20 protein-coding genes are annotated in these 21713 nt (G+C 55.6%); 13 read left to right on the forward strand and 7 right to left on the reverse strand.

Annotated elements, in window-relative coordinates:
* Positions 1-12: 12 nt before the first annotated feature.
* The 5 genes from HMPREF9098_RS07445 to HMPREF9098_RS07470 all read left to right on the forward strand — a co-directional run bounded on the left by HMPREF9098_RS07445 (position 13) and on the right by HMPREF9098_RS07470 (position 5298).
* The gene (locus HMPREF9098_RS07445; RefSeq protein WP_003783476.1) at positions 13-1320 is read left to right on the forward strand and encodes a replication-associated recombination protein A; all 1308 of its coding nucleotides are present in this window, start codon (positions 13-15) and stop codon (positions 1318-1320) included.
* 327 nt (positions 1321-1647) lie between these two features.
* Complete coding sequence (locus tag HMPREF9098_RS07455) at positions 1648-2301, forward strand: cell division ATP-binding protein FtsE (protein ID WP_003783479.1); 654 nt, start codon at positions 1648-1650, stop codon at positions 2299-2301.
* A complete protein-coding gene (gene ftsX, locus HMPREF9098_RS07460) occupies positions 2298-3209 on the forward strand; it encodes a permease-like cell division protein FtsX (RefSeq protein ID WP_003783480.1) in 912 nt (303 codons plus the stop codon). The genes HMPREF9098_RS07455 and ftsX overlap by 4 nt, the downstream gene beginning before the upstream one ends.
* A 169-nt stretch (positions 3210-3378) precedes the next feature.
* The gene (locus HMPREF9098_RS07465) at positions 3379-3933 is read left to right on the forward strand and encodes a hypothetical protein (protein WP_147285383.1); all 555 of its coding nucleotides are present in this window, start codon (positions 3379-3381) and stop codon (positions 3931-3933) included.
* A 48-nt stretch (positions 3934-3981) separates the two neighbouring features.
* The gene (locus tag HMPREF9098_RS07470) at positions 3982-5298 is read left to right on the forward strand and encodes a DUF2130 domain-containing protein (RefSeq protein ID WP_003783482.1); all 1317 of its coding nucleotides are present in this window, start codon (positions 3982-3984) and stop codon (positions 5296-5298) included.
* Between the two features lie 173 nt (positions 5299-5471).
* Here HMPREF9098_RS07470 and HMPREF9098_RS07475 read toward each other — a convergent pair whose 3' ends face one another.
* From HMPREF9098_RS07475 to rpsL, 5 genes are all read right to left on the reverse strand, one after another.
* On the reverse strand, positions 5472-6098 hold the full coding sequence (locus HMPREF9098_RS07475; RefSeq protein WP_003783485.1) for a hypothetical protein: 627 nt from the start codon (positions 6096-6098) through the stop codon (positions 5472-5474).
* Positions 6099-6183: 85 nt separating this feature from the next.
* The gene (locus tag HMPREF9098_RS07480) at positions 6184-6846 is read right to left on the reverse strand and encodes a hypothetical protein (RefSeq protein ID WP_003783487.1); all 663 of its coding nucleotides are present in this window, start codon (positions 6844-6846) and stop codon (positions 6184-6186) included.
* A gap of 97 nt (positions 6847-6943) precedes the next feature.
* Complete coding sequence (gene fusA / locus HMPREF9098_RS07485) at positions 6944-9049, reverse strand: elongation factor G (protein ID WP_003783489.1); 2106 nt, start codon at positions 9047-9049, stop codon at positions 6944-6946.
* A gap of 18 nt (positions 9050-9067) precedes the next feature.
* Positions 9068-9541: a 30S ribosomal protein S7 gene (gene rpsG, locus HMPREF9098_RS07490; protein WP_003783490.1), complete on the reverse strand. Its 474-nt coding sequence runs from the start codon at positions 9539-9541 to the stop codon at positions 9068-9070.
* A gap of 152 nt (positions 9542-9693) precedes the next feature.
* On the reverse strand, positions 9694-10065 hold the full coding sequence (gene rpsL / locus HMPREF9098_RS07495; RefSeq protein ID WP_003783497.1) for a 30S ribosomal protein S12: 372 nt from the start codon (positions 10063-10065) through the stop codon (positions 9694-9696).
* A 216-nt stretch (positions 10066-10281) separates the two neighbouring features.
* Between rpsL and mutS the strand changes: the two genes are divergently transcribed.
* The 5 genes from mutS to HMPREF9098_RS07520 all read left to right on the forward strand — a co-directional run bounded on the left by mutS (position 10282) and on the right by HMPREF9098_RS07520 (position 17745).
* The gene (gene mutS, locus HMPREF9098_RS07500) at positions 10282-12819 is read left to right on the forward strand and encodes a DNA mismatch repair protein MutS (protein ID WP_040564847.1); all 2538 of its coding nucleotides are present in this window, start codon (positions 10282-10284) and stop codon (positions 12817-12819) included.
* 165 nt (positions 12820-12984) lie between these two features.
* Positions 12985-13728 carry a hypothetical protein gene (locus tag HMPREF9098_RS07505; RefSeq protein WP_003783500.1) on the forward strand — a complete coding sequence of 248 codons (744 nt, stop codon included), beginning with the start codon at positions 12985-12987 and terminating at the stop codon, positions 13726-13728.
* A 156-nt stretch (positions 13729-13884) separates the two neighbouring features.
* On the forward strand, positions 13885-16593 hold the full coding sequence (gene gyrA, locus HMPREF9098_RS07510) for a DNA gyrase subunit A (protein WP_003783504.1): 2709 nt from the start codon (positions 13885-13887) through the stop codon (positions 16591-16593).
* A gap of 133 nt (positions 16594-16726) precedes the next feature.
* Positions 16727-17131 carry a DUF4878 domain-containing protein gene (locus HMPREF9098_RS07515; protein WP_003783506.1) on the forward strand — a complete coding sequence of 135 codons (405 nt, stop codon included), beginning with the start codon at positions 16727-16729 and terminating at the stop codon, positions 17129-17131.
* Complete coding sequence (locus tag HMPREF9098_RS07520) at positions 17113-17745, forward strand: C40 family peptidase (RefSeq protein ID WP_003783508.1); 633 nt, start codon at positions 17113-17115, stop codon at positions 17743-17745. The genes HMPREF9098_RS07515 and HMPREF9098_RS07520 overlap by 19 nt, the downstream gene beginning before the upstream one ends.
* 214 nt (positions 17746-17959) lie before the next feature.
* Here HMPREF9098_RS07520 and HMPREF9098_RS07525 read toward each other — a convergent pair whose 3' ends face one another.
* Positions 17960-18271: a hypothetical protein gene (locus HMPREF9098_RS07525; RefSeq protein WP_198489557.1), complete on the reverse strand. Its 312-nt coding sequence runs from the start codon at positions 18269-18271 to the stop codon at positions 17960-17962.
* 160 nt (positions 18272-18431) lie between these two features.
* Here HMPREF9098_RS07525 and HMPREF9098_RS07530 point away from each other — a divergent pair, with 160 nt between their 5' ends.
* Positions 18432-19115 carry a 2,3-diphosphoglycerate-dependent phosphoglycerate mutase gene (locus HMPREF9098_RS07530; RefSeq protein ID WP_040564360.1) on the forward strand — a complete coding sequence of 228 codons (684 nt, stop codon included), beginning with the start codon at positions 18432-18434 and terminating at the stop codon, positions 19113-19115.
* Between the two features lie 190 nt (positions 19116-19305).
* Positions 19306-19836, forward strand: a complete 531-nt coding sequence (gene ruvC / locus HMPREF9098_RS07535) for a crossover junction endodeoxyribonuclease RuvC (protein ID WP_003783518.1) — start codon at positions 19306-19308, stop codon at positions 19834-19836.
* Positions 19837-20127: 291 nt separating this feature from the next.
* On the opposite strand, the gene HMPREF9098_RS07540 is transcribed toward ruvC, so the two are convergent.
* Complete coding sequence (locus HMPREF9098_RS07540; protein WP_003783520.1) at positions 20128-20337, reverse strand: hypothetical protein; 210 nt, start codon at positions 20335-20337, stop codon at positions 20128-20130.
* 178 nt (positions 20338-20515) lie between these two features.
* On the opposite strand from HMPREF9098_RS07540, the gene ubiM reads away from it, so the two are divergent.
* The gene (ubiM, locus tag HMPREF9098_RS07545; RefSeq protein WP_040564361.1) at positions 20516-21694 is read left to right on the forward strand and encodes a 5-demethoxyubiquinol-8 5-hydroxylase UbiM; all 1179 of its coding nucleotides are present in this window, start codon (positions 20516-20518) and stop codon (positions 21692-21694) included.
* Positions 21695-21713 lie beyond the last annotated feature (19 nt).

Here is a 21713-nt window from a genome sequence, read left to right on the forward strand (position 1 = left end):
AGCAGCCTGCACATGAACGATTTATTCTACACCCCGCCCGCCGCCCCGTTGGCCGAACGGCTGCGCCCGCAAAACCTGGACGATGTTTTGGGGCAGGAACACTTGACCGGCGAAGGAAAACCGCTGCGTGTGGCGATGGAGAGCGGCATTCCGCATTCCATGCTGCTTTGGGGCAGCCCCGGCATTGGCAAAACCACATTGGCGCGGATTATCGCGCAGGGCTTCGGCGCACAGTTTTTGCCCGTGTCCGCCGTGTTTTCGGGCGTGAAAGACATCCGCGAAGCGATTCAGAAAGCTGAAGCAGCGTGGCAGCGGCAGCAGCGCACCATTTTGTTTGTCGATGAAGTCCACCGCTTCAACAAGGCGCAGCAGGACGCCTTTCTGCCGCATGTGGAAAGCGGGCTGATTACGTTTATCGGCGCGACCACGGAAAATCCGTCGTTTGAAGTGAATGCCGCCCTGCTTTCGCGCGCGCAGGTGTATGTGCTCAAACCGCTGGGCGAAAGCAGCCTGCACCGCCTGTATCAAAAAGCGCAACAGTTGCCCGAATATGAAAATTTGACGCTCGAACCCGAAGCATTGACCCTGCTGTGCCAAGCCGCCGACGGCGATGCGCGCCGTTTCCTGAATATGCTGGAACAATGGTTTCATGCCGCCCAAACGCGCCGCATCGCCCGAATCGATGCCGATTTTGCCGCGCAAAACATGGGCGACACCGTGCGCCGTTTCGACAAAGGCGGCGAAGCGTTTTACAACCAAATCTCCGCCCTGCACAAATCCGTGCGCGGCTCGCACCCGAATGCCGCACTTTATTGGTTCTGCCGCATGATCGACGGCGGCGCCGACCCGCGTTATCTGGCGCGCCGCATTGTCCGCATGGCGTGGGAAGACATCGGGCTGGCCGACCCGCGCGCGTTGCAAATTGCTAACGATGCCGCTGCCACGTTTGAACGGCTGGGCAGCCCCGAAGGCGAACTGGCGCTGGCGCAGGCGGTGCTGTATCTGGCCAGTGCCGCCAAATCCAACGCAGGTTACATGGCGTATAACCACATGCGCCGCTTTGTCCGCGAACACGGCAGCGAACCCGTGCCGGTGCATTTGTGCAACGCGCCCACCAAGCTGATGAAAGAGCTGGGCTACGGCCGCGATTACCGCTATGCCCACGACGAACCGCACGCCTACGCCGCCGGCGAAAGCTATATGCCCGACGACTTGCCCGAACCGGATTTTTACCAGCCCGTGCCGCGCGGCTTGGAAATCAGAATTGCCGAAAAACTGGCGTGGCTGAAAAGTTTGGACGAACAGGCGGAAGCCGAATAGCCGCCCAAAGCAGCCTGCACTTTGGGGAAACGAAGTGCAGGCTGCTTTTTATAGCGGATGAGACAAGGCGGCAGTGCCGTATCATGGCGATTTTAATCCGCCGCCAATGCCCGACCCGTGCCGCAGGCGGAAATGCACAATCGGCCAACGGACTGCACACACAGTTATCCACAGCCTCGAAAAGCAGCCTGCACCCCGCCAAAACAGCGTTTGCAAAAGCAGTGCACGGATTTTCCACAAAAATATCCACGAATAAAGCAGCCTGCACCTATCAAACCCGGCCCAAATCCGCGTATAATTTCGCCATTTCCAACCCCATTAACCATCATGATACGATTTGAGTCCGTTTCCAAAGTGTATTCCGGCCATTTCCAAGCCCTGAAAAACATCAGCTTCAACATTCAAAAAGGCGAGATGATTTTCATCGCGGGGCATTCCGGCGCGGGCAAATCCACCGTTTTGCGCCTGATTGCGGGTATTACCAAGCCCACGTCCGGCAAAGTGCTGATTAACAAACACAACCTTGGCGATTTGACCGACAACCAACTGTGCTACCTGCGCCAACACATCGGCATCGTGTTTCAAGACCACAAAATCCTGTTCGACCGCAACGTGCTGCAAAACGTGATGCTGCCGCTGCGGATTATCGGCTACGACAACAAATCGGCGGAAAAACGCGCCCGCATCGCCATTGAAAAAGTGGGCCTGTCGGGGCGCGAGAAAGACGACCCGAACGGTTTGTCGGGCGGCGAGCAGCAGCGGCTGTGCATTGCCCGCGCGGTGGTGCACCAACCCAGCCTGCTGATTGCGGATGAGCCTTCCGCCAACTTGGACAGGGCGTATGCGCTGGATATCATGGAGCTTTTCAAAACGTTTCACGAAGCAGGCACCACCGTAATTGTGTCGGCGCACGATGAAACTTTAATGCAGGACTACGGCCACCGTATCTTGCGCTTGCAGCAGGGACGGTTTGCATCATGAACAATTATTTTTCACTTCATTGGGAAAGTGCGAAACGCGCGCTGGTGTATTTGTTCCGCCAGCCGGTGGCCACGCTGCTGATTCTGGCCATGCTGTCGATTGCCATGACGCTGCCGCTCACGCTGTATTTGAGCGTGCAAAGCGGCAAAGCGGTGCTGGACAAATTGAGCGACGTACCGCAAATCACGCTGTATATGGATTTGGCGGCCACGCAGCAGGATGTGGACAACGTGAAGCGCATTTTGTCGGCCGAACACCGCGTGGAAGACGTGCGCTTTGTGAGCAAGGCGGACGGTTTGGCGGAAATGCAGAAGGCGATGGGCGAACAAGACATTGTGTCCATGCTGGACGAAAACCCGCTGCCCGATGCGTTCATTGTGAAGCCGGTGAACAATTCGCCGGAAGAAATTGCCGCGCTGCAAAACGATTTTGTGCAGTATCCGATGGTGGAAACCGCGCAGCTGGACAAAGAATGGATGCAGACGCTGTATAAAATCAACCAGTTGCTGAACCGCGTGTTTTGGTTTTTATCGCTGACGTTGGGGCTGGCATTCGTGCTGGTGGCGCACAACACCATCCGTTTGCAGATTTTGAGCCACCGCGATGAAATTGAAATCACCAAACTTTTGGGCGCGCCTTCATCGTTCGTGCGCCGCCCGTTCCTGTATCAGGCGGCGTGGCAGAGCCTGTTTGCGGGCAGTTTGAGCCTGTGGCTGTGCCATGTGCTGATGACGGCGACGCAGCCTTTGGTGAACCAGATTTTCCAGCCATACGGCATTGTGCTGCAATGGCGCACGTTCACGAACAGCGAAATGGGCTTGGTGATGCTGGTGGTGTGCGCGCTGGGCATTGCGGGCGCATGGCTGGCCAGCACGCAGCATTTGTTGAGTTTTCAGGCCAAACGCTGAATGCCGCCAAATGCCGAAAGCAGCCTGCACTTCGTTTTCCAAAGGTGCAGGCTGCTTTTTCGGTATCGGAACATTCGCCAACATAGTTTTACAGTTTTGAAAAATCAAATTTTTTTAAAGCTGTTATGATATTCCGTTGGCGGCTTGGCATGGCAGCCTGCACGGGTTTTTGCCAATATCCGAACCGCCGTTTGCCATCAACTTGGAGTTTTTAGTGAAGATTACGCAATCATGGTTTTTCTGTTTCTGCGCCCTGGCCAGCACGGCGGCATGGGCGGACGATGCGGCGCAGCCTGCACTTTTAACCGCGTCCGCACCGGCCACGCCGTCCGTGATTGAAGACGAAATACAGCAAACGTGGCAGCAGCGGGATTTCCAGCTGTCGGACGATATCGTGGTGGTGGACCCGCCGCCGGCAGCGCCGCAAACACCGGTGAAGCTGAACACGGCAACAACGGCCGTGGTGAAAACCCAAACGCGGATGAAGCCGCCGCGCGTGCAGCCTGCAAAAATCGTCAGCCTGCCGCCGGCCAAGCCCGTGCTGACGCGCGAACAGCGGATTGCGCAGGAAATCGCCCAAGAGCGGCAGGCGCTCGCCCGTTTGCGCGCGCAACTGGCGCAGGCACGGCAGCAGGGCAAGGCCAATGTCGTCCAGCAGATTACCGTGCAGATTCTCGACCGCGAAGGCAACATTGCCGCCTTGCAGCAGGAAATGCGCCGCTGACCGAAGCAGCCTGCACATTGCCGTTTAACCGTTCCCCGAAAGAGCCTCATGCCGCACCAAATCAAATGCCCCAACTGCCACACCGCCTTTTCCATTGACGAAGCAGGTTATGCCCAAATCCAAAGCCAAGTGCGCACCCAAGAGTTCGAGCAGGAAATCCGCCTGCAAGCCGAACGGCTACGCGAGAAATACCAAAGTGATTTGGAATTGGCCGGTGCGCAATCCGCCGCACGGATGCAGGCTGCTTTGGCGGAAAAAGAACAGCAAATCGTGCAGCTGCAAACCCGTTTGGCACAGCACGAGCAAAACACGCAGCTGGCGGTGCAGCAGGCACAAAGCAGCCTGCACGCCCAAATTGCTGAAAAAGAGCGCCAGCTCACCGCGCTGCAACTGCAAACACAGGCGCAGTTGCAGCAGCAGCGCGCCGAAGCGGACAAACAGCTGCTCATCGCCACGCACGAACAGGCACAAGCCTTGAGCCGCCTGCAAAACCAACTGGCGCAAACCCAGTCGCAACACCAGGCCGACCAACAGCATTTGCAGCAGCAATACGAATGGCAGCTGCGCCAAAAAGACGAAGCCATCGCGTTTTACCGCGATTTCAAAGCCAAGCAATCGACCAAAATGCTGGGCGAAAGTTTGGAGCAACACTGCGAAGTCGCCTTCAACCAAATCCGCGCCGCCGCCTTCCCAAATGCCGAATTCGGCAAGGACAACGATGCTTCCGGCGGCAGCAAGGGCGATTATATTTACCGCGAATGCGATGAAGAAGGCGTGGAAATCCTGTCGATTATGTTCGAGATGAAAAACGAGGGCGACACCACGCAAACCAAAAAGAAAAACGAGCATTTTTTCAAGGAATTGGACAAAGACCGCAACGAGAAAAAATGCGAATACGCCGTGCTGGTGTCGCTGTTGGAGGGCGACAGCGAGCTGTATAACCAAGGCATTGTCGATGTGTCACACGCATATCCCAAAATGTATGTGGTGCGGCCGCAGTTTTTCATCGCCATGATTTCGCTGCTGCGCAATGCTGCGCTCAACAGCCTGAAATACAAGCAGGAATTGGCGCAATTCAAGGCGCAGAATGTCGATATTACCAATTTCGAGCAGGATTTGAATGATTTCAAAACCGCGTTCGCCCGCAATTACGATTTGGCGAGCCGGCGGTTTAACGAGGCGATTGAACACATCGACAAATCGATTGCGCAACTGGAAAAAACCAAGGCCGCGCTGCTGAATTCGGAAAACAATCTGCGGCTGGCGAACAACAAGGCGGAAGATTTGACGGTAAAAAGGTTGGTGCGCAAAAACCCGACCATGAAGGCGAAGTTTGCCGCGCTGAAAGACGGGGAAAACGGTTGATTTGCACATTGAAAAAGCAGCCTGCACTTCGGATGGGCAAGTGCAGGCTGCTTTTTTGACGGTTTTTTGAAGCTGCGGGCGTTATAGCGGATTAAAATAAAAATGAGACAAGGCGTACAAGTAGTACGTCAAGGCGAGCCAACGCCGTATCATTGCGATTTTAATTCGCTATATTATTCGACAGGAATATGGCAGGCTTTAAGTGACCAGAAGGCATACCGTTGGAAGCTGTGAGCACTGTTCTCGATAGGGCTATTGTCGAATGTGAGCGAAAGCAAGAGTTGCCGCAAATCGCGGTGTTGCTCCCCGCTCATGAAGCGGTCGACCGCATTGAACAGCGGCGGGTCTTGCTGAAGTTTTTCAACTTCTTGAAGGGACAGGCCGGGGCTGCGGTCTTCTTGCGTGAATGCCGACATGAGGCGCGACAATGCCTGCACGGTTTGCGGTGTCAGCAGGGCGAAATCCTGCTGCAATTCCTGCGGCGAGCGGCTCTGAACATAATGCAACGCTTCTTCCGCTTTGTATTCGCGAAAACCTTGCGATGTGGTCATTTTGGCCTTGAAGCATTGGAATTGTTCGTCCGTCATCTTCATTTTTTCCTGCCATGGCTGCAATTCATACCATGGCGGCAAGTCTTTTCCGCTGCCCAGGAATTGGCCGAAATCGAGAATCTGCACGGCGGTCTCGGTCAATTTTTGTGCGTCCTGCTGTTGTTGCGGCGTGGGGACAGGTTCTGCGCGCACGGCCAATGTGCCAAGCAGAAACACGGCGGATGCGGCAGTTCGAATAAAATTTTTCATATCAATATCCTATCAGGGGGAGGGTTCGGTGCAGGTAAAAAGCAGCCTGCACTTCGGATTGGGCAAGTGCAGGCTGCTTTTGGGACTATTTTCCCGATCTGCCATGGAATCCTGCCCGCAGTTCCTCTGCCGAAATATGGCATTCCCGCAGCGACCACAAACGATATCGCTCTATGCTGCGTGCTCCGTCCTCCTCAGGCGCGGTATCGAATGCGAACGAAAGCAGCAGCTGCCGCAAATCATGATGCTGCGCTGACTCCATAAAACGGCTGACGGCATTGAACAAACGGGGATTTTGCTGCAACCGGTCCATTTCCTGTATGTACCTGTCGTTGTTATTATGGGCGATTCCGTCCTCCCAAGCCGACATTAGGCGCGACAATGCCTGCACGGTTTGCGGTGTCAGCAGGGCGAAATCCCGCTGCAAATCCTGTGGCGAGCGATGTTGCACATAATCCAACGCTTCATCCATTTTGTATGCGCGGAAACCTTGCGACGTGCCCATTTTCGTGGTGAAGCAGCGGAATTCTTCGGCCGTCATGATTGCCTGAAACGGCTTGTACCGCGAATCCTCAGAACCGTTGTAGCGGAACAATTGGCCCAAATCCAGAATCCTTACCGAGATGCCTGCCAATTTTTGCGCGGCCTGCCGTTGTTGTGGTGTCGGCGTGGATGTCGGTTTTGCGTTCGCTGCCAATGCACCGAACAGCAGCACGGTGGCTGCGGCAGTGCGAATCAATGCGTTCATACAAACCTCCTGTTTTGACGATAGGGCTGCCAGTATATGCGAAAAGCAGCCTGAACTCCAAAAGAAAGTGCAGGCTGCTTTTTATGTGCCGATTCTATCAGCCTTTGCGTGCCGCAGTAACTTCCGCTGCAACGTGTGCAGGGGCTTCTGCGTATTTGGCAAATTCCATAGAGTAGGTTGCACGGCCTTGTGTGGCAGAACGCAGGTCGGTTGAGTAACCGAACATTTCGGCCAAAGGCACTTCGGCGCGGACTTTTTTACCGCCGATGCCGTCGTCGTCCATACCCAGTACGATGCCGCGGCGACGGTTCAAGTCGCCCATTACATCGCCCATGTACTCTTCCGGAGTTTCCACTTCAACCGCCATAATTGGCTCCAACAGCGCAGGCGATGCTTGACGCATACCTTCTTTAAACGCTTGTGAAGCAGCCAATTCGAACGCCAGTTGCGAAGAGTCCACATCATGGTAAGAACCGAATACCAGGCGGATACGTACGTCCACCACAGGGAAGCCTGCTACCACGCCGTTTGGCAGGGTGTCGCGGATACCTTTGTCCACAGACGGGATGAATTCGCGGGGAATCACACCGCCTTTGATTTCATCGATGAACTCGTAGCCTGCGCCACCGGGTTCCATCGGTTCCATCTCAATCACAACGTGGCCGTATTGACCTTTACCGCCGGATTGTTTCGCGTGTTTGTACTCGGCTTTAACGGCTTTGCGGATGGTCTCGCGGTATGCTACTTGAGGCGCGCCCACATTGGCTTCTACGCCGAATTCGCGCTTCATGCGGTCCACGATGATTTCCAAGTGCAGCTCGCCCATACCCGAAATAATGGTTTGGCCGGATTCTTCGTCCGTGCGAACGCGGAACGAAGGGTCTTCTTTTGCCAAGCGGTTCAAAGCGATACCCATTTTTTCTTGGTCGGCTTTGGTTTTGGGTTCAACGGCCACATGGATAACGGGCTCTGGGAACTCCATGCGTTCCAAGATGATAGGTGCTTTTTCGTCGCACAGGGTTTCGCCTGTGGTCACGTCTTTCAGGCCGATGGCGGCGGCAATGTCGCCCGCGCGTACTTCTTCGATTTCGGTACGGTCGGCAGCAGTCATTTGCACCAAACGGCCGATACGTTCGCGCGTGCCTTTTACCGAGTTGATAACGGTATCGCCGGATTTCAATACGCCGGAATACACGCGGATGAACGTCAGGTTACCCACATATTTGTCGTTCAGCATTTTGAACGCCAAAGCGGAGAACGGAGCGTCGTCGCTGGCTTCGCGGCTGTCGGCTTCGTCAGAATCGGGGTTCATGCCTTGCACGGGCGGAATGTCGGTTGGTGCAGGCAGCAATTCAACCACTGCGTCCAACATGCGTTGCACGCCTTTGTTTTTGAATGCGGAACCGCACAACATCGGTTGGATTTCGCCGGACAGTGTACGTTCGCGCAGCGCGGCAACGATTTCTTCCTCGGTCAGCTCTTCGCCGCCCAAGTATTTGTCCATCAATTCTTCGTTGGCTTCGGCGGCGGCTTCAATCATGTATTGACGCCATTCTTCCGCAGTGTCCACCAAATCGGCAGGAATATCGCCGTATTCAAAGGTAACGCCTTTGTCGGCTTCGTTCCAGATGATGGCTTTCATTTTCAGCAAGTCCACCACGCCTTCAAATGCGTCTTCCGCACCCACGGGGATGACGATAGGCACAGGGTTGGCGCGCAGGCGGGTTTTCATTTGTTCCACCACGCGGAAGAAGTTTGCGCCTTGGCGGTCCATTTTGTTCACAAATGCCAAACGTGGCACTTTGTATTTGTTGGCCTGACGCCACACGGTTTCGGATTGGGGCTGTACGCCGCCAACCGCGCAGTACACCATGACCGCGCCGTCCAAAACGCGCATAGAGCGTTCCACTTCAACGGTAAAGTCCACGTGTCCCGGGGTGTCGATGATGTTGAAACGGTGTTCTTTGAACTGTTTCGCCATGCCGGACCAGTAGGAAGTTACGGCAGCGGAAGTAATGGTAATGCCACGCTCTTGTTCTTGTTCCATGTAGTCGGTGGTTGCCGCACCGTCATGCACTTCACCCAGTTTGTGTGTCAAACCGGTGTAGAACAGGATACGTTCGGTCGTGGTGGTTTTACCGGCGTCAATGTGAGCCGAAATACCGATGTTGCGGTACAGGCTGATGGGGGTTTTGCGAGCCATTTGATAATCCTCTCTAGATTAGAAACGGAAGTGAGAGAATGCTTTGTTGGCTTCTGCCATACGGTGCACTTCTTCGCGTTTTTTCATTGCGCCGCCACGGCCTTCTGCCGCGTCAATCAGCTCGCCCGCCAGGCGCAAATCCATGGATTTTTCGCCGCGTTTGCGTGCTGCGTCGCGCACCCAGCGCATTGCCAATGCCAAGCGGCGTGTTGCGCGCACTTCAACAGGAACTTGGTAGTTCGCACCACCTACGCGGCGGCTTTTCACTTCTACCAATGGTTTGGCATTGTTAATCGCTTCGTTAAATACTTCGATGGCTTCTTTGCCTTGCACTTTTTTGGCAATTTGTTCCAATGCGCCGTAAACAATGCGTTCTGCAACGGCTTTTTTGCCGTCGATCATCAACACGTTCATGAATTTGGTCAATTCAACGCTGCCGAATTTAGGATCGGGCAGTACGTCGCGCTTGGGGACTTCTCTACGTCTTGGCATTTTAATTCCTTAAATCTATTCAGTTGGGGCATTCCCATGAATGTTTATTAAAACATTCACTTACTCGGCTTCAGCAAAGCTGCGTTCAAGTGCAGGCTGCCTGAAAACCGACGTGCCAGTGATTGGGGTTTATGAATTTACTCGGTGCGGGATTATTTAGGGCGTTTAGCACCGTATTTAGAACGCGCTTGTTTACGGTCTTTAACACCGGCCGTATCCAAAGAACCGCGTACTGTGTGGTAACGCACACCCGGCAAGTCTTTTACACGACCGCCGCGAATCAGCACCACGCTGTGCTCTTGCAGGTTGTGGCCTTCACCGCCGATGTATGAAATAACTTCAAAACCGTTGGTCAGGCGCACTTTGCAGACTTTACGCAAAGCTGAGTTTGGTTTTTTAGGGGTTGTGGTGTACACGCGGGTGCACACGCCGCGTTTTTGCGGGCACGCTTCCAGCGCGGGAACTTTGTTCACATAAACGGGCTTTTTACGGCCTTTGCGAACCAATTGGTTAATCGTTGGCATATTTTTATTCCTGTTGAAAAATATCTTGCCGGCACCATGCCAGCAAGCCGAGCATTATCGCGCTATAACAAACAGTTTGTCAATCTATTGTGTTGTTTGGCGGGGTGCAGGCTGCTTTTTGTGTCCGATTTGCCGCAAAGCAGCCTGCACGGAAAATGTGCAGGCGGCGCAAAAACCGTTAAAATCTGCGGGCGACACGAAATATCGGGAAAATTTATGACGATCAAACCCCTTTCGCCCATGATGCAGCAATACCTTGCGATTAAAGCCGAGCACCAAGACAAACTGGTGTTTTACCGCATGGGTGATTTTTACGAACTTTTTTTCGATGACGCGGTGAAGGCGGCGAAGCTGCTGGACATCACGCTCACCACGCGCGGCCAGTGCAACGGCGAACCCATCAAGATGGCAGGCGTGCCGTATCACGCGGCGGAGCAATATTTGGTGAAACTGGTGAAACTGGGCGAAAGCGTGGCGATTTGCGAACAGGTCGGCGAAGTGGGCGCGGGCAAGGTGGTGGAGCGCAAAGTCGTGCGCATCGTTACTGCCGGCACGCTGACGGATTCCGCCCTGCTGGAAGACAAGCAGACCAACCGCATTGCTGCGTTGTTTGCCGGCAAAAAGCAGGCTGCATTGGCTTGGGCGGCGCTGGAAAGCGGCGAATTCTGCGTCAAAATCATCCCGATTGAACGGCTGGCGGACGAATTGGCGCGGCTGCAAGTGTCGGAACTTTTGGCGGATGCGGCGTTCAAGTTGCCCGAAAATTGCCCGAAAATTCCCGTGAGCCGCCTGCACCATTGGCAGTTTGCGCCCGATGCGGCGTTCGCTTTGCTGACCGATTATTTCGGCTGTCAGGATTTGCGCGCGTTCGGATTGGATTTGGCGCAGCATTCGGCGGCAATTTCGGCGGCCGGCGCGCTGCTCAATTATTTAAAAACCACGCAAAACCAACTGCCGCCGCACATGGACGCGCTGGTGCTGGAGCACGAAAGCCAATTTGTGGCGATGAATGCGGCCACGCGGCGCAATCTGGAAGTCACGCAAACCTTGCAGGGGCAGCCTGCACCCACGCTGTTTTCCGTGTTGGACAACTGTATGACGAACATGGGCAGCCGCCTGCTGGCGCATTGGCTGCATCATCCGCTGCGCCACCGCCCGCACATTCAGGCGCGGTTGGATGCGGTGGAAGCCTTGCGCCGACACGGGGGCGATGACGTTGCAGGCTGCCTGAAAAAGATGGCCGACATCGAACGCATTGCCGCGCGGATTGCGCTGGGTTCGGCACGGCCGCGCGATTTGTCGGCGCTGCGCGACAGCCTGTCGGTCTTGCAGGATATTCATCTGCCGCAAAGCAGCCTGCTGGACACGCTTGCAGGCTGCTTTCCCGAAACGCAGGGCGTTGCCAAGCTGTTGCAGGCTGCTTTGCTGCCCGAGCCTTCCGTGTGGCTGAAAGATGGCGGCGTCATCAACCACGGCTACCACGCCGAACTGGACGAACTGCGCCATTTGCAGACGCACGGCGACGATGCGTTGCGCGAACTGGAAGAGCGCGAACGGCAGCGTACGCAGTTGTCCACATTGAAAGTGGAATACAACCGTGTGCACGGGTTTTATATCGAATTGTCGAAAAATCAGGCAGAAGAAGCGCCGGCCGATTACCAGCGCCGACAAACGCTGAAAAACACCGAGCGCTTCATCACGCCCGAACTCAAAGCTTTTGAAGACAAGTTTCTGGCGGCACAGGAGCGCGCGCTGGCGTTGGAAAAAACCTTGTTCGAGCAACTTTTGGGCAGTCTGCAAACCGAGTTGCCCCGCATTCAGAAGGCCGCCAAAGCCGCCGCCACGCTGGATGTGCTGGACGGTTTCGCCCGCACCGCACGGGAGCGGCAATACACCATGCCCGAATTTTGCAGCGGCAGCGAAATCCATATCCGCGCCGGACGGCACCCTGTGGTGGAGCGGCAGGTGGCGCATTTCACGCCGAACGATACGGATTTGGACGAAGCGCGGAAACTCTGCCTGCTCACCGGCCCGAACATGGGCGGCAAATCCACTTATATGCGGCAAACCGCGCTGATTGTGCTTTTGGCGCACACGGGCAGCTTCGTGCCGGCCGAGCATGCCAAAATCGGCAGCATCGACCAGATATTCACGCGCATCGGAGCCAGCGACGATTTGGCGGGCAACCGCTCCACGTTTATGGTGGAAATGTCCGAAACCGCCTATATCCTGCACAACGCCACGCCGCAATCGCTGGTGTTGATGGACGAAGTGGGGCGCGGCACGTCCACGTTCGACGGGCTGGCATTGGCGCATGCCGCCGCCGAACATTTGTTGCAGAAAAACGGCTCTTTGAGCCTGTTTGCCACGCATTATTTCGAGCTGACCCAGTTGCCCAACCAATATGCCGCCGCGTTCAACAGCCATTTGTCGGCGTTGGAGCAGGGGCACGACATCGTGTTTCTGCACAATGTGCAAAACGGTGCCGCCGAAAAAAGCTACGGCATTGCCGTGGCGAAACTGGCCGGATTACCCGCGCGCGCGTTGAAGGCGGCGCAGCGGCAGCTCAAACAGCTGGAACAGCAAACCGCCGACCGCCAACTGGATTTGTTTGCCGCGCCGCCGGAAGAAGCGGACGCGCCCGTTGCCGAAAATCCTGTGTTGCAGCAGCTGGCCGCCGTGAATCCGGACGAGCTCACGCCGCGGCAGGCGCTGGACGTGCTGTATCGGCTCAAAGCGGCGGCGGAAGAATGAATAAAAGCAGCCTGCACGTCTCAAATTCAAAGTGCAGGCTGCTTTTCATTGGCGGTAAATCATCAATCAATTCAATTCAATGAGTATTAACAAATCAAAAGAAAAACAATATGCTGCCGTGTTGTTCCTCACTCCTGCCTCCCTCGTCAACAAAGGATTTTCATCATGAAAAAAACGATTTTTACTGCCCTGCTGACATTGTTTATTGCCGCCTGTGATAATGGATTGTCGGTTGATATGACCGCGCGCCCTAAGAATGAGAGCTCGTCAAGTAATTCGGCCAGTTCTGTCAGTGTTGATCCCGTCAAGCAGTCCGCCACGCTGCACACTTCTATTGAGCCGAACACGCCGAAAACCGCGGATTGGACGCCGCTGTTTAAGTATTTGGAAACGGACGGGTGCGCTTCAGACAATCGCCCGCCGGAATTAGCGCGGTTGATAAAAAGTATGGAAGCTGTAACAACGGACCCCAAAACCGGACGTACTATTTCTTCGGGTAAAGTTGCCGTGCCGAAAGGTTATGAAAATGCTGTCGGGCGTGTGATGGACGATCATTCGGGCGACTTCGTCAAACTATCTGTCCGCGGGACTTATCATGGGCTTCCGGTGAAAGAATTGGTGTTGGTGGCAATAGGGGATTCCGTAACGCATTATTTGGTGTTGGATGTGCCGCTTGCCGAGGCCAAAGACAAATTGCGCCGTGTGCGTTACGCCATACCGAAAACCCTGTCGGCCGACAGACGAGTAGCGTTGAAACTGTTTGAAGAAATGGGTGGCGGGAAAGCGGATGCTCATGATATGGCAAGTTTCTTAAAAGGCTATCAGGCGTATGTCGATAGTTACGACGGCAATGATTACGGGGAAGAGATGAAAGGGAAAGCCGTATTGGCGTGTGACGGCGGTTTTTAATCCTGCGCCCTAAAAAGCAGCCTGCACTTTAAAGATGGGAAGGTGCAGGCTGCTTTTTCCCTGCCACCAAGGCAGCCTGCAAAATCGTTCCGCGCTAAAAGCGTGTTTTCATGTTAAAATTGCACATTTTTTCATTTCATCAAACGGAAGCCCAGTATGACCGGCGCGAACGACCACCAATTTGCCAAAGAAACCATCCCCGTCAGCCTTGAAGACGAGATGAAAAAGTCCTATCTGGACTACGCCATGTCCGTCATCGTCGGGCGCGCGCTGCCCGATGTGCGCGACGGCCTGAAACCCGTGCACCGCCGCGTGCTGTACGCCATGCACGAGCTGAAAAACAACTGGAACAGCGCATACAAAAAATCCGCCCGCGTGGTCGGCGACGTTATCGGTAAATACCACCCGCACGGCGATTCCGCGGTGTACCAAACCATTGTCCGCATGGCACAGCCGTTTTCCATGCGCTATATGCTGGTGGACGGGCAGGGCAACTTCGGCTCGGTGGACGGCGACGCGGCCGCGGCCATGCGTTATACCGAAATCCGCATGGCGAAAATCGCCCACGAAATGTTGGCCGACATTGAAGAAGAAACCGTCAATTTCGGCGACAACTACGACGGCAGCGAACGCGAACCGCTGGTGCTGCCCACACGCTTCCCCGCCCTGTTGGTGAACGGCTCCGAAGGCATTGCCGTGGGCATGGCCACCAGCATTCCGCCGCACAACCTGCGCGACACGCTTGCAGGCTGCCTGAAACTTTTGAACGACCCCGAAACCGGCATCGATGAACTCATCGACATCGTCAAAGCCCCCGATTTCCCCACCGGCGCCACCATTTATGGCTTGACCGGCATCCGCGCGGGCTACCAGACCGGCCGCGGCCGCGTGGTCATCCGCAGCAAATCGCATATCGAGCCCATCGGCAAAAACGGTGAGCGCGAAGCGATTGTGGTCGATGAAATCCCGTATCAGGTGAACAAATCCAAGCTGGTGGAAAAAATCGGCGAATTGGTGCGCGAAAAAACCGTGGAAGGCATTGCCGAGTTGCGCGACGAATCCGACAAAGACGGCACGCGCATCGTCATCGAACTCAAACGCGGCGAAAACGCCGAAGTGGTGCTGAACCAGCTGTACAAACTCACTCAGCTGCAAGACACATTCAGCATCAACATGGTTGCGCTGGTGGACGGTCAGCCACGCCTGCTGAATTTGAAGCAGATTTTGAACGAATTCCTGCGCCACCGCCGCGAAGTCGTCACGCGCCGCACCCTGTTCCGCCTGAAAAAGGCGCGCGCCGAAGGGCATATTGCCGAAGGCAAGGCGGTTGCGCTGTCGAATATTGACGAAATGATTGCGCTGATTAAGGCCTCAGCCGACGTGGACGCCGCGCGCGAAGCCCTGATGGGGCGCGCATGGCAGTCTGCTTTGGTGAGCGAAATGTTGAGCCGCAGCGACTTGGATTTGACCTTGGCGCGCCCCGAATGGCTGCCTGAAAACCGCGGCCTGCACCCGGACGGCTATTGGCTGTCGGACGAACAGGCGCGCGCCATCCTGCGCATGAGCCTGCGTAACCTGACCGGCCTGGATCAAGACGAAATTGTGAAAGAATACAAGTCTTTAATGGATATTATTATGGACTTGCTGGACATTCTGGCCAAACCCGAACGCGTGCGCCAAATCATCGAGGGCGAACTGGTGGAAATGCAAACCCAGTTCGGCGACGAACGCCGCAGCGAAATCAACCCGTTCGGCGGCGGCGACATTGCCGACGAAGACCTGATTCCGCCGCGCGAAATGGTGGTAACGCTCACCCACGGTGGCTACATCAAAACCCAGCCCACCAGCGATTACCAAGCGCAAAAACGCGGCGGGCGCGGCAAACAGGCGGCCGCCACCAAAGACGAAGACTTCATCGAAACCCTGTTTGTGGCGAACACGCACGATTATCTGATGTGCTTCACCAATTTGGGCCGCTGCCACTGGATTAAGGTGTATCGCCTGCCCGAAGGCGGCCGCAATTCGCGCGGACGGCCGATTAACAACGTCATCCAGTTGGACGACGGCGAAAAAGTCTCCGCCATCCTGCCCGTGCGCGAATTCCCCGAAGACGAATACGTCTTCTTCGCCACCGCGATGGGCGTGGTGAAAAAAGTGCAGCTGTCCGCGTTTAAAAACGTCAGCGTCAAAGGCATCAAAGCCATCGCCCTTAAAGAAGGCGACAGCCTGGTGGGCGTGGCGAAAACCAGCGGCAGCAGCGACATCATGCTGTTCTCAAACTTAGGCAAAGCCATCCGCTTCAACGAATACTGGGCGGGCGGCGCAGGCGATGAAGACGAAGCCGAAAACGACGTTTCAGGCAGCCTGCAACAAGACGAAGAAGACGGCGGCGAAACCGAATTCAACCTGCAAACCAACAAAGGCGTGCGCCCCAGCGGACGCGGCAGCGGCGGCCTGCGCGGCATGAGGCTGCCTGAAAACGGCCGCATCGTCAGCCTGCTCACCGCTGAAATCGGCAGCGATTTGCAGGTGCTCACTGCCACCCAAAACGGCTACGGCAAACGCACGCCGATTGCCGATTACACCCGCAAAGGAAAAGGCGGCCAGGGCATCATCGCCATCGACACAGGCGAGCGCAACGGCGAACTCATCGGTGCGGTACTCGTTTCCCCGGCGGACGATTTGATGCTCATCACTTCCGGCGGCGTGCTCATCCGCACCAAAGTGGAACAGGTGCGCGAAACCGGCCGTGCCGCCGCCGGTGTCCGCCTGATTAATTTGGATGAAGGCACCACGCTGGTGTCGCTGGAACGCGTGGCCGAAAGCGAAGAAGACGAAGCGGAAGCCGCAGAGGGTGAAGCATAGGCAAGGAAAGCAGCCTGCACTTTGATTTTCCAAGGCGCAGGCTGCTTTTTTCGTATCCGCCGCGCCTTTATCCAAACCCAAATCGTTTGTGGTACACTCTCCGTGTTTCCCCATCGTAACGTAAGGATTTTGTATGAAAACCATGACCAAACTTGTTTCCACATTTGCCGTGTCGCTGCTGCTGGCTGCCTGTTCGGGCAAATCGCCCGAAGACACCGCCAAAAAATTTGTCAGCGAAATTTATAACGGCAATGCCGATGCGGTGGTCGCCATGGTGCATTTGGACGATGCGGACAAACAAAAACCGGGCGTACAAGAAATGCTGAGCGGCAAAATCAAGGCGGGTGTGGCCGAGCAGAAAGCATTTGCCGAGCAGCAGGGCGGTGTGGAGAGCATTACCGCAGAACCTGCCGCCATCGACCCGAAAGACAACAACCGTGCCAACGTGAACGTGAAAACGCAGTTCAAAAGCGGCAAAACCCACACGGACAGGGTGCGCCTGATTAGCGTGGACGGCACATGGAAAATCCGCCTGTAAACCAACCCAAACGCCGCCTGCTCCGATGGGCGGCGGTTTTTGTTGTGTGCCTGGCAGTGTGGGTGGTTTGGCTGCAAAAGCAGCCTGCACCCCGCGCCGTGCCGCTGCCAGATGTTTCGCGGCTGGAACCGGGCGATTGGGTTTTCCGCAGCGGCATTTCCGCCGACAGCCGCGTGATTAAAAGCATCAGCCGCAGCCGCTATTCGCACATCGGCATAATTGTGCAGACCGTGCCGCAAGTGGTTGTGGCGCATGCCGCCACCGATGACGACCCGAAGCATCCCGACCAAGTGCTGCTCACGCAGCTGGACGAATTTGCCGCCGCCGACAAGGCCGACGGCATTGCCGTGGCGCGCCCCAAATTTCTCACCACGCCGCAACGACGGCAGGCCGCACAATCCGCCGCCGTGCAACGGGGCAGGCCGTTTGTGCTGGCCGCGCGCGACCGGCAGCCGTATTACTGCACCTTGCTGCTGCTGGAAGCCGTCCGCCCGCACGCGCCGCAGTTTTCGCCGCAATGGCAATATCTGGACATGGCCGTGTTCCGCGGCGAATATCTGTTTCCCGAAGCCTTCATGCACGAAAACGTTGAATGGATATACCGCAGCGAATAGGGCGTATTCGGACGGTTTTATGGCGTATCGCCGCTATTCCTGCGTTTTAAAGGTAGGAGGCTGACGGTTTTTGCCCCACACCTTCGACCGCATAAAAAGCAGTCTGCACTTTTATTTTCCAAGGTGCAGGCTGCTTTTAAAGGTTTTTGCCAACCGTTCTTTCGCTTTTGTGGCGGAAGGGGGCGGTTGGTCGAAAAGGATATTATCCGTGCGCTTAATGCCATATAAGGCAGAATTGTGTTAAGAGCAGCAAGATTGCAAATAGGTCGGGGAAAAATACGGCAGCTAAAACCAATAGGGATACTGCTAAAATAAGCTGCGCTTTTGCCCAGTTGGCTTTGGTGGGCGATGTGCCGCCGCCGAATGCCCAAACAAGCAATATAATAATGCCGATTAAGGGCAGGTGGGCCAGAATCGTGCTGGCAATCCATTCGCCCGTGCTGATTTCATCGCGGGTTTCTTCATCGTAATGCGCCATCATATTCCCTAAAATATCAAAAGTATTGGTTCGTTGCGATTTTAACATGAAAATCCGAATGTTAAATTGGAACAGATAATGCCGCATACTGCCGTTTGAAGCTGTTTATATTTAAATTGGACGTGTTGCAGGCAGCCTGCATATTGAATACGTGCGGCGCAATCATGTTAAAATGCGACATTTTCAAACGGCAACCGAAAGGACGATGATGGAACTGGTGTTTATCCGCCACGGGCAGAGTGAATGGAACGCGAAAAACCTGTTTACAGGCTGGCGCGATGTGAAATTGAGCGAGCAGGGCATTGCCGAAGCGCAGGCGGCCGGCCGCAAGCTGGCGGAAGCGGGCTACGAGTTCGATATCGCCTTCACTTCCGTGCTGACGCGCGCGATTAAAACCTGTAATCTGGTGCTGGAAGAATCCAACCAGCTGTTTGTGCCGCAAATCAAAACCTGGCGGCTGAACGAGCGCCATTACGGCGCATTGCAGGGCATGGACAAAAAGCAGACGGCGGAAAAATACGGCGACGAGCAAGTGCACATTTGGCGCAGGAGCTACGACACACTGCCGCCGTTGCTGAGCCGCGACGATGAGTTTTCCGCCCACAAAGACCGCCGCTATGCCGGCCTGCCTGCCGACGTTATTCCCGACGGCGAAAATCTGAAAGTGACTTTGGAGCGCGTGCTGCCGTTTTGGCACGATAAAATCGCACCGGCCATTTTGTCGGGCAAACGCGTTTTGGTGGCGGCACACGGCAACAGCCTGCGCGCATTGGCCAAGCATATCGAAGGCATTTCCGACGCGGACATTATGGGCTTGGAAATCCCGACCGGCCAGCCGCTGGTGTACCGTTTGGACGACCAACTGAACGTGTTGGAAAAATTCTATTTGTGATGTTTTAATGCAAAGGGTGCAGGCTGCTTTTGGTCGGTTCGAAAAGCAGCCTGCACTTTGTATAGTGGATTAAAATGGCAATGATACGGCGTTGGCTCGCCTTGACGTACTATTTGTACGCCTTGCGGCTCGCCGCCTTGTCTCATTTTGATTTTAATCCACTATATTTTATTGAAAATACGGATAAATCATGAGCAAACCCATCCGCATACTCGGCATCGACCCCGGCAGCCGCATTACCGGTTTCGGCGTTATCGACTGGCACGGGCGCGAGCCGGTCTATGTGGCTTCCGGCTGCATCAAAACGCTGCCGAACGATGAATTGGCCGGCCGAATCGGCATGATTGTGCGCGGCATTGGTGATTTGGTGGCGGAATACCGTCCGAATCAGGCGGCGGTGGAGCAGGTGTTTGTGAACGTGAACCCTGCCGCCACGCTGATGTTGGGGCAGGCGCGCGGGGCAGCGGTGGCCGCGTTGGTGCTGCGAGATTTGCCGGTGTATGAATACACGGCGCTGCAAGTGAAGCAGAGCGTGGTGGGGCAGGGCAAGGCAGCGAAGGAGCAGGTGCAGCACATGGTGGTGCAGATGCTGGGCTTGTCGGGCACGCCGCAGGCCGATGCAGCGGACGGCTTGGCGGTGGCGATTACGCACGCGCTGCGGTCGCAGGGTTTGGCGCGGCAGCTGGGCGGATTGTCGATAAAGAACGGCCGGCTGCGTTGAGCCGCTATTCAAAAAGCAGCCTGCACTTTGGGAATCGGAGTGCAGGCTGCTTTTCATTGAATCATTTAATAGGATGCCGCCGTCTGTCTCTCCCTGTGGGGCAAACCCGAATGGGAATCGCACATTGACAGGCAGCGCATGGCGTATCGCCGCCATACCCACTCTATTTAAGGCGCACCCCACACAGAAACAGGTGCAGACGGCTGTTGCGATACAGCTTTCGCCGCATAAAAAGCAGCCTGCACTTCGATGTTCCAAAGTGCAGGCTGCTTTCGATGGGTGCGGCAGGCGTTATTTCGGCAGGATGGCGTGCTGCACGGGGCGCGATTCGTGGTAATGCGTGTTTTGCGATGCCGCGCCGTTGGTGTAGTAAACACCTGTGCCGTTAGGATATTTTTGGCGCAGCGCCGTGCCACCGTTTTCGGTTTGGTAGGTTTCCCAAGTGCAGGCTGCCGCGAGCGAGCAGGCAAGGGCAAGGCAGAACAGGGTGGATAATTTCATGGCATCGTCCCTTTAAAATTGAGTGAATAAGCTGAATTTTAAACCTTTTCGGGCAGCCTGCACATCAAAATTTGGTATAAGGCAGCCGGACGGTGCGCTTTTTTCATACCCAGCGGCAGGCAACTGCGTTACAATGGCCGCTTGTTTTCATTTCTTATCAAAAGGAAGGATGCAGCATATGGATACTGATATTTTAGTGGTGGGCGCCGGCCCCGCAGGTTTGGCGTTTGCACGACAATTCAAAGACAGCCGCCTGCGGATTACCGTTATCGAAAAAGCGCCGTTGGAAAGCCTGCAAAATCCGGCATACGACGGCCGCGAAATCGCCCTGACACACCGTTCGCGCGAAATTATGCAGCATTTGGGCATGTGGCAGCGCATTCCCGAAAACGAGATTTACCGCCTGCGCGATGCGAAAGTGTATAACGGCACTTCGGATTACACGCTGCACTTTCCCGAACCGACCAAAGCGCGCGGCGGCAAAACCGACCGCTTGGGCAACCTGATTTCCAACCACAACATCCGCCGCGCGGCTTATGAAGAAGTGGCGCAAATGCCGAATGTGGAACTGCGTTGCGGCGTGGGCGTGAAAAGCGTGGAAACCAACGAAAACCGCGCCTTGGTGGAACTGGAAAACGGCGACACGCTGACCGCCAAACTGCTGGTGGCCGCCGACAGCCGTTTGTCGCAAACCCGCCGCCAGCTGGGCATTGCCGCTGATATGCACGATTTCGGCCGCACGGTCATCGTGTTCCGCACCAAACACACGATTTCCAACCAGCACACTGCCAGCGAATGCTTTTTCTATGGCCGCACGCTGGCATTGCTGCCGCTGGAAGAGCATTTGACCAACTGCGTCATCACCATTTCCAACACCAAAGCGCACGAACTTTTGGATTTGCCGCCGGAACAGTTGGCCAAAGAAGCGCAGAAAATGCTGGGCGGCCGCCTGGGCGAAATGGAAATTGCCGGCACGGTGCACACTTATCCGCTGGTGGGCGTGCACGCCGCCAAGTTCTACGGCACGCGCTGCGCGTTGATTGGCGATGCGGCGGTGGGCATGCACCCGGTAACGGCGCACGGCTACAACCTGGGCTTGGAAAGCACGGATATCCTGTCGCGCCAGATTTTGAAAGCAGATGCGGCCGGCAAAGACATTGGCAGCAAAGACGTGCTGGAAGTCTATAACGTACAGCACCAACTGCACACGCGGCCGCTGTATCACGGCACGAACGCGATGGTAACCTTCTTCACCACCGAACACGCGCCGGTGAAACTGCTGCGCGGCGCGGTGCTGCGCGTGAGCAACAATCTGCTGCCGCTGAAGAAAATCATCAGCAAACAACTGACGGGTTGATTGTCCGCCGCTCAAAAAG

Source organism: Kingella denitrificans ATCC 33394 (assembly GCF_000190695.1).
In the GTDB taxonomy this organism is placed as follows: domain Bacteria; phylum Pseudomonadota; class Gammaproteobacteria; order Burkholderiales; family Neisseriaceae; genus Kingella_A; species Kingella_A denitrificans.

Coding starts and splice junctions, on each gene's coding strand:
- HMPREF9098_RS07445 (WP_003783476.1), top strand. CDS start 13: ATGAACGATTTATTCTACACCCCGCCCGCCGCCCCGTTGGCCGAACGG.
- HMPREF9098_RS07455 (WP_003783479.1), top strand. CDS start 1,648: ATGATACGATTTGAGTCCGTTTCCAAAGTGTATTCCGGCCATTTCCAA.
- ftsX (WP_003783480.1), top strand. CDS start 2,298: ATGAACAATTATTTTTCACTTCATTGGGAAAGTGCGAAACGCGCGCTG.
- HMPREF9098_RS07470 (WP_003783482.1), top strand. CDS start 3,982: ATGCCGCACCAAATCAAATGCCCCAACTGCCACACCGCCTTTTCCATT.
- HMPREF9098_RS07475 (WP_003783485.1), bottom strand. CDS start 6,098: ATGAAAAATTTTATTCGAACTGCCGCATCCGCCGTGTTTCTGCTTGGC.
- HMPREF9098_RS07480 (WP_003783487.1), bottom strand. CDS start 6,846: ATGAACGCATTGATTCGCACTGCCGCAGCCACCGTGCTGCTGTTCGGT.
- fusA (WP_003783489.1), bottom strand. CDS start 9,049: ATGGCTCGCAAAACCCCCATCAGCCTGTACCGCAACATCGGTATTTCG.
- rpsG (WP_003783490.1), bottom strand. CDS start 9,541: ATGCCAAGACGTAGAGAAGTCCCCAAGCGCGACGTACTGCCCGATCCT.
- rpsL (WP_003783497.1), bottom strand. CDS start 10,065: ATGCCAACGATTAACCAATTGGTTCGCAAAGGCCGTAAAAAGCCCGTT.
- mutS (WP_040564847.1), top strand. CDS start 10,282: ATGACGATCAAACCCCTTTCGCCCATGATGCAGCAATACCTTGCGATT.
- HMPREF9098_RS07505 (WP_003783500.1), top strand. CDS start 12,985: ATGAAAAAAACGATTTTTACTGCCCTGCTGACATTGTTTATTGCCGCC.
- gyrA (WP_003783504.1), top strand. CDS start 13,885: ATGACCGGCGCGAACGACCACCAATTTGCCAAAGAAACCATCCCCGTC.
- HMPREF9098_RS07515 (WP_003783506.1), top strand. CDS start 16,727: ATGAAAACCATGACCAAACTTGTTTCCACATTTGCCGTGTCGCTGCTG.
- HMPREF9098_RS07520 (WP_003783508.1), top strand. CDS start 17,113: ATGGAAAATCCGCCTGTAAACCAACCCAAACGCCGCCTGCTCCGATGG.
- HMPREF9098_RS07525 (WP_198489557.1), bottom strand. CDS start 18,271: ATGTTAAAATCGCAACGAACCAATACTTTTGATATTTTAGGGAATATG.
- HMPREF9098_RS07530 (WP_040564360.1), top strand. CDS start 18,432: ATGGAACTGGTGTTTATCCGCCACGGGCAGAGTGAATGGAACGCGAAA.
- ruvC (WP_003783518.1), top strand. CDS start 19,306: ATGAGCAAACCCATCCGCATACTCGGCATCGACCCCGGCAGCCGCATT.
- HMPREF9098_RS07540 (WP_003783520.1), bottom strand. CDS start 20,337: ATGAAATTATCCACCCTGTTCTGCCTTGCCCTTGCCTGCTCGCTCGCG.
- ubiM (WP_040564361.1), top strand. CDS start 20,516: ATGGATACTGATATTTTAGTGGTGGGCGCCGGCCCCGCAGGTTTGGCG.